Raw genomic sequence first — 9,825 nt, 5'->3', positions numbered from 1 at the left:
CACCGCCGCCGCCGCCCCCGCCGCCGCCTCCGCCGCCGGAGCCGCCGACCGTGATGTTGGAGTTACCGCTGCTCTGGTAACCCTCGGTGGCGAGGATCATGTAGTAGTTGAAGCTGCCCAGGTTCATGCCCTTGCTCGCCCAGGCGTCGAAGTGGTTGCCGGTCGTGATCGTCCCGCCGGTGCGCTTCGACTGCCGGACGCTCCAGTACTGCTGGAAGGTCTTCGTGCCCTCGACGGACGGCGCGTTGTACCGCGTCGTCTCATAGATGTCGTAGGTGCCGCCGTCGCTGGTGACGGTGCCCTTGTACGTCCCGGTGGGCCGGTAGGTGCCCCAGTTGTCGACGATGTAGTACTCGACGAGCGGGTTGGACGTCCAGCCGTAGAGGGCCAGGTAGGCGTTGCCGGACGGGTTGAAGCTGCCCGAGTAGTTCACGCTCCGGCGGCCGCCGTTGCTCCAGCCCTTGCCGGCGACGAAGTTGCCGACGTTGCTCCACTGGGTGCTGTAGCTGCCGCCGCCCTTCAGCGTCATGGACGACTGCCCGCCGCCGTCGGACCAGAAGGAGTAGTAGTAGCCGCCGTCGGTGCCGGTCTGGTTCGAGGAGATGGTCGTGTCGGCGTTGGCGGTGCCCGGCAGGAGCGCCGTGGCGGTCGCCAGCGCGACCGCGCAGGCGCCGATGAGGGGCTTCGTGCGGATGAGCGACCGCGGTCTGCGGCGTCTGCGGATCTCGGGTGTGCTGTGCATGGGGGTGGTTCCTCACTCGTGAGCGCTGGCGGTGAGCGGCCAGGGCGGCGTGGTGCGCGCGGGCGGCCGTGGGGCGGCCGCCCGCGTCGCACGACGCGGCGGGGTGTGACGGGGGACGTTGGTCGGGCGGCCGTCCGGTGATCGCCGGGCGGGCGGCGACCGGGGGCGGTCGCGGGGGCCGGGAGCGGGAGCGTTCGGCCGTCCGTGCGCCGGACGGCCGAGGGGGCGGGCACGGGGTAGGGGACAGGGCCATGTCCGGCCGTCCGGGGTGAGCGGACGGCCGGATGTCCGGGCCGCCGGGCGGGGTGACCCGGATCGACGGGGTCTCGGGGGTGGTTCGAGTCCGTCGATGGCGACAGTGTTGGACCGCCCTCCGCGGACTGTCAACGGTTTCGGAAATATTTCGAAAAGGCTGATCTTTTGTCTTGTGCGTTTCGCCTGCTCAATGGCCATTCCATCTGTGCAAGGCCCGACCACTGAGACGACGGCGTTTGGACGTCAGCAAGATCCAAGAGCCGCAGCCCGAAACTTTCTATCCTTCTGGACAGTGTTTCGAAGCCCTGAGCGGGCGGACGCCGTTCAGACGTCGAGGGTCACCTCGCAGCGCCATCCACCGGGCTCCTCGGTGAAGCGCAGCTCATGCATGGACACGGCCTTCGGCACGGCGCCGACGAGGGCGACCCGGTCGACGTCGACCATGCCCAGGATGAGGCGCATCCCCTCCCCCTCCTCGCGGACCCGCACGGTTCGCGGGAGTTCGCCGGCGGTGTCCATCCTGTAGATCACCTCGTCCAGCGCATCGGCGAGCCGCCCCGCCGGGTCGCCGCCCCCGATGAGGATCTCCCTGTCCACGGCCGGCGCGTCCGCGGGGATCTCGGCGAAGCTCTCCACCAGCGCGAGGACGGCCTCGGCCACGCAGCGCGCAGCCGTGGGCGCCCAGCCCTCGATGCGCAGGTCGGCAGTGTGCGGGACGGTCCGGTGACCAGCCGATCTCTGTGGTGCCATCGCATCATCATCGCCAATCCGGGCATTGCCGCGGAGGACCCTCGCTCCTGTGTCCCGGGGGTCCGCCTTCCCGGCGCGGGGAATCTCCCCGTCATCCGGGAAAGCGAGGCATACCACCGGCCGAGGTCGCTGATGAAGATCATCGAGGAGACCCCGTACTGCTTCCGCATCGAGCGGGAGGGAGGGATGCGGGTCCCGGGCATCGTGTTCGCCTCCCGCGAGCTGCTGCCCGATCCGAGCGTCGACAAGTCCCTGGACCAGGTGGTCCGCGTGGCGACGCTGCCCGGCATCGTGGCCGGCTCGTACGCGATGCCCGACCTGCACTGGGGGTACGGCTTCCCCATCGGCGGGGTGGCGGCCACCGACGTCGGGGACGGCGGCGCGGTCTCCCCAGGCGGCGTGGGGTTCGACATCTCCTGCGGGGTCCGCCTGCTGGCGGCCGATCTCGACCGCGACGCCCTCATGCCGCGCCTCGCCGCGCTCATGGACCTTCTGGACCACGCCGTCCCGCGCGGTCTGGGGCGGGGAGCCGTCTGGCGCGTAGCCGACCGGTCCCAGCTCGAACAGGTCCTGGCCGGGGGCTCGCGCTACGCGGTCGAGCGCGGCCACGGCAACGCGCGCGACCTGCGACGCTGCGAAGACCTGGGGGCCGTGGCCGGCGCCGACCCCGCCGCAGTCAGCGCCCGCGCCGAGGAACGCGGGCTGGGTCAGCTCGGCAGCCTGGGCTCGGGGAACCACTTCCTGGAGGTCCAGATGGTCGAGGACGTCTACGACGAACCGGTGGCCGCGGCCTTCGGGCTGCGCGCCGGGCAGGTGTGCGTGATGATCCACTGCGGCTCGCGCGGGCTCGGCCACCAGATCTGCAGCGACCACGTGCGCGCCATGCAGACCGCCATGCCCCGCCACGGGATCACCGTCCCCGACCCCCAGCTGGCCTGCGTACCGGTCGACTCCCCGGAAGGCCGGAGCTACATGGGCGCGATGGCCGCCGCCGCCAACTACGCACGGGCCAACCGGCAGCTTCTGGGCGAGGCCGCGCGGCGGGCCTTCTCCGACGCCTGCGGCGCCCGGCTCGACCTGGTGTACGACGTCTCCCACAACCTGGCGAAGATCGAGACCCACGAGGTCGCCGGCACCCCGCGCCGGCTGTGCGTCCACCGCAAGGGCGCCACCCGCGCCCTCCCGCCCGGCCACCCGGACCTGCCGCCCGACCTGGCGGACGCGGGCCAGCCGGTCCTCATCCCGGGCACGATGGGCACGGCCTCCTACGTGCTCACCGGTGTGCGGGGCAACCCCGCGTTCGACTCCGCCTGCCATGGCGCGGGCCGCACCCAGAGCCGCCACCAGGCCGCCCGCGCCGTACGGGGCAAGGAGCTGCGCAACCGCCTGGAAGCCGCCGGCATCGCGGTGCGCGGCGCCTCCTGGCGGGGCCTGGCCGAAGAGGCCCCGAGCGCCTACAAGGACATCGACGCCGTCATCGCCGCCACCGAAGGCGCGGGCCTCGGCCGCAAGGTCGCCCGCCTCGTCCCCCTCGGCGTCACGAAGGGGTGACCGCTCGGCCGTGACGCGGAACCGCGGCGGCACGCCGAGGTACCGCGCAGCCGCACGACCCGCGCACCAGAGCCGAGGGCCGCGCGGGGCTCCCGAGAATGTCAGCCCAGTTGCCTAACCGAGTGAACTGAACGCGGACCGCGCTCTGGGCGGAAGGGGCCGTGGTGGCCACCTTTGTGTTGATTCACGGCGCCGGCGAGCGGGGGCTGCGCTGCTCGTGTTTTTCGCAGTCGATGCCTTTTTGGTGCCTTTGCGGTGCCTTTATGGTGCAGCAGGAGAGCGGTTGTCAGCCCGCCGATTCCGGCTCCCACGATGATCATCCTCATGTCCGGTTCCCCCGTTCCGCAGGGTCGCTGAGTACAGCATGAGCCTGTCATCCCGACGGGGATACCGAAAGGCCCCGATGCGGCCGGGGGGCGAGCGCGGGCGCGTCTATTGCAGGGCGGCCAGGCCCTTTTCCAGGTCCTCCCTGTTCATCACCGGATAGATGTCGACCTTCGCGCCGAGTTCCTGGAACAGCGGTTCGGCGATGGACGGGATCGCCGAAGTGTCCTGCATGTCGAAGACCATGACGCAGGAGCGTCCGCCCTCGCCGGGAGCGAAGTAGGCGGCCTCCGGATCCAGTCGATCGATCATCGACCGCACGATCTCGGGCAGCCTGCCGCTCTTGATCGTCTCGTTGGAGATCTGCGTGTCCATCACCGCGGTGAGCATGACTCTCATCGCACTGCTCCTTTCGCGTCCGGGCCGGCGCGTACCCCCTGGTCCGCGCCCGGTAGAGCCCGTAGCGACCCCTCCCAATCTGCTGCGGCCGTCCTGGAGCGACAACCGCCGGGGCGTCTTTTCTGAGCACAGATAAGGGAGATTTCGTCGCACGGTCCAGCAGTAGAGTGAGCGGGTGGCTCCTGTGCCGGACGATCCGTCACGACCGATCAGCGAAGAAGACCGCGACACGGCCGTGCGGCGTCTGCAGGACGCCTACTCCAAGGGGCAGATCTCGCACGAGGAGTTGGACGACCTCCTCCAGCAGACGCTCACCGCCGAGACGCACGGCGATCTCGGTACGGCACTGGCCGCGCTCCCCGAGGAGAAGCCGGACACGTCCACGATCGCCGCCTTCGGCGGCCGGATCCGGCGCCGCGGCCCCTGGCGGGTGCCTCGGAAACTCAAGGTCGACTCCGCGTTCGGAAGGGTGCACCTGGACCTGTCCCGGGCGGTCATCGAGCATCCGGTCGTCGACATCGAGCTGAACCTCGCCACCGGCAGGGCGAAGATCACGGTTCCGCGGGACGCGGTCGTCGACCTCGACGGCCTGCAGACCGTGTGGAAGGACTCCCTCTACAAGCCCCGGCGGCCGTCCCGCCCCGGCGGCCCGAAGATCCGCGTCTCCGGAACCATGGGCTTCGGGCGGCTGAAGATCCGCCACGCGCGCCGCTGACCCTCCCCGGCGCCCCGGCGGTCAGGCGCGGGCGAAGCGGGCCGCCAAGGCGTGCAGCCGGGTGCGCAGTTCGGGAGGGGACACCACCTGGAAGTCCGCTTCGACGGCGCCCAGGGCCATGATGGGCCACTCAAGGGCGTCGGCGGTCATGCGGACGCGGCAGCGGCCGTCGTCCGCCTCCTCGACGGTGCACCAGCGGCCGATGCGCTCGTGCACGGCCGCGGCGGGGGCGTCCACCAGCACCTCGACCCGGTAGGGGCGCGGCATCTCCTTCAGGCCGCGGCGGACGAACTCGGCGGCGTCGGCGGCGGGCAGGTCGCGGGGGCGGAACCGGGCGCCGGTGGCGGACGGGCCGGACAGCCGGTCGAGCCGGAAGGTGCGCCAGCCGTGCCGGTCGAGGTCGTAGGCGACCAGGTACCAGCGGCGGCCCAGCGGGACGAGGCGGTGCGGCTCGACGTGCCGGCCGGTGCGGTCGCCGCCGGCGGCGGTGTAGGAGAAGCGGAGCCGCTCGGAGTCCCGGCAGGCGAGCGCGATCACGGTGAGGACGGCGGGCGCGACGCCCGTCTCCGGCGACCCTCCCCACGTGGTGGGCACGGTCATCGCGCGCAGCGCGTCCACCTGGCGGCGCAGCCGGGCCGGCATCACCTGCGCCACCTTCGCGAGGACCCGCACCGACGCCTCGGCGATGCCCTCGACCTGCGTCGCCGCCTGCAGCCCCACGGCCAGTGCGACGGCCTCCTCGTCGTCGATCACCAGCGGCGGCAGCGCCGCGCCGGCCGCCAGCTGGTAGCCGCCGTCGACGCCGCGCGTCGCCTCCACCGGATACCCCAGCTCGCGGAGCCGGTCGACGTCCCGGCGCAGGGTGCGGACGGACACGCCCAGCCGGCCGGCCAGCTCGGCGCCCGGCCAGTACCGGTGGGTCTGGAGCAGCGAAAGGAGACGCAGGGTCCGGGAGCTGGTGTTCGCCATGTTCCCGATTCTCCCCGCAATTCAGGTCAGGAAGTGGCCGCTATGCCTTCTAGCGTGGTGTTCACACCGACGGGAACGGCGAAGGCGGAGGATATGACCATGACCGAGCAGATCACCGGTGAGCGGGCCGACCTGCTGGCGATGCTGGCGAAGCACCGGCACTTCCTGCGCTTCACCACCCGCGGCCTCACCGACGAGCAGGCCGGCCTGCGGACCACGGCGAGCGAGCTGTGCCTGGGCGGCCTCGTCAAGCACGTCGCCTCGGTCGAGCGCGGCTGGGCGGACTTCATCGTGGAGGGTCCGTCCGCGATGGGCGACTTCACCCAGATGACCGAGGAGGACTTGCAGAAGCGGGCGGACGAGTTCCGCATGCTCCCCGGCGAGACGCTGGCCGGGGTCCTCGACGGCTACGCCGAAGTCGCCCGCCGGACGGACGAGCTGGTCGCCGCCCTGCCCGACCTGGACGCCGTCCAGCCGCTGCCGAAGGCCCCCTGGTTCACCGACACCGAGTGGTCGGCGCGGCGGGTGATCCTGCACATCATCGCCGAGACCGCCCAGCACGCCGGGCACGCCGACATCATCCGCGAGTCCCTCGACGGCGCGAAGAGCATGGGCTGACGGCCCGCGCCGGCGAACCCCGCCCCGCGGTCGTCGCGGTGGCCTTCTCACTGAGTCCTTTCCGCCGTGACGGTCAGCTCCGGGCGGGCTCCTCTTCGCGGGGCTTCTTCTTCTCGCGGCGCTTGCGGAGAGAGCCGGCCTTGGCCTTCTCCTCCGGGTGCGCGTGGACGCGGATCAGGCTGGCGCCGGTGGTGAACAGCAGGATCGCCAGGATCACGCCCAGCGACAGCGTCGTCGGAATCTTCAGGATCGACTCGGCGACGTCCTCGTGGAGGAACTGCAGGATCAGCTTCACCCCGATGAACGCGAGGATCACCGACAGGCCGATCGACAGGTAGACGAGCCGTTCCAGCAGTCCCTCGATGAGGAAGTACAGGGCGCGCAGCCCGAGCAGCGCGAACGCGTTGGCGGCGAACACGAGGAACGGGTCCTTGGTGATGCCGAACACGGCGGGGATGGAGTCCAGGGCGAACAGGACGTCCGTGCTGCCGATCGCGATGAACACCAGGAGCAGCGGCGTCATGACCCGCCGGCCGTTCTCGCGGGCGAGCATCCGCCCCCCGTGGAAGCTTTCGCTCACCGGCATGACCTTGCGGGCGCGGCGCATGATGAAGGTGTCCTCGACGTCCGGCTCCTCGTTGCGGTGCCGGACGAGCTGCACGGCCGTCCAGATCAGCACCAGCCCGAAGATCAGGAACGTGAAGGAGAACAGGCTGATCGCGGCGGCGCCGACCGCGATGAGCGCCGCCCGCAGGGCCAGCGCCGCGGCGATGCCGAACAGCAGCGTCTTCTGCTGGAACTCGTCGGGCACCGCGAACCGGCCCATGATGATCACGAAGACGAAGAGGTTGTCGACCGACAGGCTCTTCTCGACGAGCCATCCGGAGAAGTACTCGGTGCCCGCCGCCGACCCGCCGAGCGACCACACGGCGAGGCCGAACACCGCCGCGAGGCCGATGTAGAACACCGACCAGAACGTGGCCTCCTTGATGTGGACCGCGTGCGGCCGCCGGACGGCGACGAAGAAGTCGAGCACGAACAGCCCGACGATCAGTCCGATCGTCGCTGACCAGGCCCATGGGGGTACGTCGAGCATTCGGCCGGCTCCTCCTGGCGGGGGCGTCTGCTGACCTATATCCGTTCTGCGGGCCTTCTACCGCCCCGGATACGGAGGACGCGCCCGGGTGAACCGCAGATGATCTGGACCCTGGGCATCGCGGGCCGCAGCGCCTACCCGGGCGGGGTCGTCCTGCCCTGACCCCGGGCCGCGCACCCCCGGGCCGCCGCATGAGGCCGGGGTGCGCATTGCGGCAAAGCACTCAGGTAAGGCTGAGTACTTGCGCCGATGCGGCGCGGTGCGCCGCGAAGCCACTCTTCTGGCATGGACGATTTCTCTCGCTGGCGCCCCTTCGCCCTCACCGCCAAGGCAGCCCTGGCCGCCCTGCTCGCGCTCGCCGTCGCCTTCCCCGAATGGGACCGGTTCGCGGACAAGGCCATGGGCGTCCGCGTGGCCGCCTACCCCGCCGCCGTCATGCTCGTCACCCTCGTCTGGGCGCTGCGGGGCCGGGGCAGGCCCTTCCCGTGGGACCTGGACCTGCTCCTGACCCTGCCGTTCCTCGTGGACGTCGCCGGGAACGCCGCCGACCTCTACGACACGGTCGACTGGTTCGACGACGCCTGCCACTTCGGGAACTGGGCCCTGCTGAGCGCCGCCGCCGGCGTCGCCCTCCGCCGCTGGGCCGGCCAGAGTGGGTGGACGCTGGTGCCGGCCTGCGCCGGAGCGGGCGCCATCGCCGCGATCCTGTGGGAGTTCTTCGAGTACGGCGTCTTCATCCTCGACACCCCCGAGACCGTCACGATCTACCGCGACACGATCGGCGACCTCATGCTCGGCCTCGCCGGTTCCACCCTCGCCGCCTGCGCCGTCGCGGCCCTGGCCCGCCGCGGCACCGGCGCCGCCCCGGCCCCGCCCGGCCGGCGTCCCGGCGCCGTGCGGAGCCTCAGCCTGGACACGACCGTCTACCTCGCCTGGGACGGGTCAGTAGACGAGCGCCTGGACGTCGTCCATCGTGATCTCCTCGACGAAGGTCGGCGCGCCGGCGATGCGGATGCCGGGCAGGACGTCGTCCGGGCCGATGTCGCGGCGGGCCGCGCACTGGGTGCAGAGCGTGACGCGCCCCGCCGTCAGGATGACGCCGAGAAGGTCGTCCAGGGGAGTGGCGTGCGGCAGTGAGAACTCGGCGGCCCGTCCCGGCAGCGCGAACCACGCCGACTCCCCGGTCAGCCACAGCGAGACCGGGACGCCGCTCGCCGCGGCGGCCGCCGCCACCGTGAACGCCTGGTTGCAGCGTTCGGGGGCGTCCGCCCCCGCGGTCACCTTGATCACCAGTGGTCTCGCCATAGCCGCACTCTAGTGCGGGCGGCCCCAATACCATCCTGGTGTGGGTGGCATGGTGAACGCGGGGATCCTCGTCCTCGCCCTCGGGCTCGTGGCGGTCGCCGCCGTCCTCCTCGTGATCCGCCTCGGCCGGTTGAAGTAGCGGGCCGGTTGAATCAGCGGGCCGGTTGAATCAGCGGGGCTTCGCGGGGGTCGGCGGGCGGGACGCGGGAGGCGGCGCCCGCCGCTACGCTCGGGGCCCATGGATGTTCCTGAGCTGCACCCGGACCTTGAGCCCCTGAAGTTCCTGCTCGGCACCTGGGAAGGGGCCGGCGTGGGCGGCTACCCCACGATCGAGTCGTTCAACTTCGGCCAGGAGCTGTCCTTCACCCACATAGGGAAGCCCTTTCTGATCTACGCGAGCCGCACCTGGATGATCGAGCCGGACGGCACCCTCGGCCGCCCGCTCGCCATGGAGACCGGGTACTGGCGGCCGCAGCCGGACCACCAGGTCGAGGTGACGCTCGCCCACCCGACCGGCATCGTGGAGATCTACGTCGGCGAAGTGGCGTTCAACCGGGTGGAGCTGCGGACCGATGTCGTCGCGCGGACGGAGTCGGCCAAGGAGGTCACCGGCGGCCACCGCCTCTACGGGCTGATCGGCGAGGACCTCGGCTGGGCCTACGACATGGCGGCCGTCGGGCAGAAGCTCCAGTCGCACCTGTCGGCGCAGCTCAAGAAGGTGTCCTGAGAACGTCCGGAGACAAGCGATCCGGAGAGAAGCGGTCCCAGGTAAAGCGGTGGCCCCAGGTAAAGCGACCCCCGAGACAAAGCGATCCCCGGACCTTCCCGCCGAGCGGCGGGGCGACGGACAGGACGGGTCCGTCGGTCCGGGGATCGGGTAACTGCCTGGTATTCGCCGGTCACCGTCGCGACCGACTCCGCCGTCCAGGGGACGGCGGTCCGAGGCGGAACGGCGACTAGCGGACAGCCACCTCGCGAGTCCTACAATCAACCATTGTCTGGACCACCTCCTTTCGCGCGTACCCCGCACGCTATGTTGATCCGCCGCACCGAGGCAAACAGGTTTTCGCTCGGCTGAATCCGCGTGCCGGCGCACGAACC

General features: G+C 71.1%; 10 protein-coding genes. 4 read left to right on the top strand and 6 right to left on the bottom strand.

From position 1 onward, the window contains the following. Positions 1-742, bottom strand: a 742-nt coding sequence (locus ACIWVC_RS33085) for a glycoside hydrolase family 11 protein (protein ID WP_396455047.1), incomplete at its 3' end; no start/stop codon positions are given. 579 nt (positions 743-1,321) lie between these two features. After that, a complete protein-coding gene (locus ACIWVC_RS33080; protein WP_396446018.1) occupies positions 1,322-1,747 on the bottom strand; it encodes an archease in 426 nt (141 codons plus the stop codon). Between the two features lie 132 nt (positions 1,748-1,879). Here ACIWVC_RS33080 and ACIWVC_RS33075 point away from each other — a divergent pair, with 132 nt between their 5' ends. Further along, on the top strand, positions 1,880-3,298 hold the full coding sequence (locus tag ACIWVC_RS33075) for an RtcB family protein (protein ID WP_396446019.1): 1,419 nt from the start codon (positions 1,880-1,882) through the stop codon (positions 3,296-3,298). Between the two features lie 432 nt (positions 3,299-3,730). Here ACIWVC_RS33075 and ACIWVC_RS33070 read toward each other — a convergent pair whose 3' ends face one another. Then, on the bottom strand, positions 3,731-4,021 hold the full coding sequence (locus ACIWVC_RS33070; RefSeq protein WP_396446020.1) for a DUF3303 family protein: 291 nt from the start codon (positions 4,019-4,021) through the stop codon (positions 3,731-3,733). A 175-nt stretch (positions 4,022-4,196) separates the two neighbouring features. Here ACIWVC_RS33070 and ACIWVC_RS33065 point away from each other — a divergent pair, with 175 nt between their 5' ends. Then, positions 4,197-4,736, top strand: a complete 540-nt coding sequence (locus tag ACIWVC_RS33065) for a DUF1707 domain-containing protein (RefSeq protein ID WP_396446021.1) — start codon at positions 4,197-4,199, stop codon at positions 4,734-4,736. Positions 4,737-4,757: 21 nt separating this feature from the next. Here the strand turns inward: ACIWVC_RS33065 and ACIWVC_RS33060 are convergent, their stop codons facing one another. Continuing rightward, complete coding sequence (locus ACIWVC_RS33060) at positions 4,758-5,705, bottom strand: helix-turn-helix transcriptional regulator (protein ID WP_396446022.1); 948 nt, start codon at positions 5,703-5,705, stop codon at positions 4,758-4,760. A 93-nt stretch (positions 5,706-5,798) separates the two neighbouring features. On the opposite strand from ACIWVC_RS33060, the gene ACIWVC_RS33055 reads away from it, so the two are divergent. After that, positions 5,799-6,323, top strand: a complete 525-nt coding sequence (locus ACIWVC_RS33055; protein ID WP_396446023.1) for a DinB family protein — start codon at positions 5,799-5,801, stop codon at positions 6,321-6,323. A gap of 73 nt (positions 6,324-6,396) precedes the next feature. Here the strand turns inward: ACIWVC_RS33055 and ACIWVC_RS33050 are convergent, their stop codons facing one another. Together ACIWVC_RS33050 and ACIWVC_RS33045 are read right to left on the bottom strand one after the other, a co-directional pair. Then, the gene (locus tag ACIWVC_RS33050; protein ID WP_396446024.1) at positions 6,397-7,419 is read right to left on the bottom strand and encodes a TerC/Alx family metal homeostasis membrane protein; all 1,023 of its coding nucleotides are present in this window, start codon (positions 7,417-7,419) and stop codon (positions 6,397-6,399) included. A 942-nt stretch (positions 7,420-8,361) separates the two neighbouring features. After that, complete coding sequence (locus ACIWVC_RS33045) at positions 8,362-8,724, bottom strand: DsrE family protein (protein ID WP_396446025.1); 363 nt, start codon at positions 8,722-8,724, stop codon at positions 8,362-8,364. A 238-nt stretch (positions 8,725-8,962) separates the two neighbouring features. Between ACIWVC_RS33045 and ACIWVC_RS33040 the strand changes: the two genes are divergently transcribed. After that, a complete protein-coding gene (locus ACIWVC_RS33040; protein ID WP_396446026.1) occupies positions 8,963-9,451 on the top strand; it encodes an FABP family protein in 489 nt (162 codons plus the stop codon). Positions 9,452-9,825: the final 374 nt, after the last annotated feature.

Origin of the sequence: Actinomadura sp. (genome assembly GCF_044508335.1) — a bacterium.
Taxonomy (GTDB): Bacteria; Actinomycetota; Actinomycetes; order Streptosporangiales; family Streptosporangiaceae; genus Spirillospora.
This window is presented reverse-complemented; position numbering and strand designations above follow the sequence as displayed.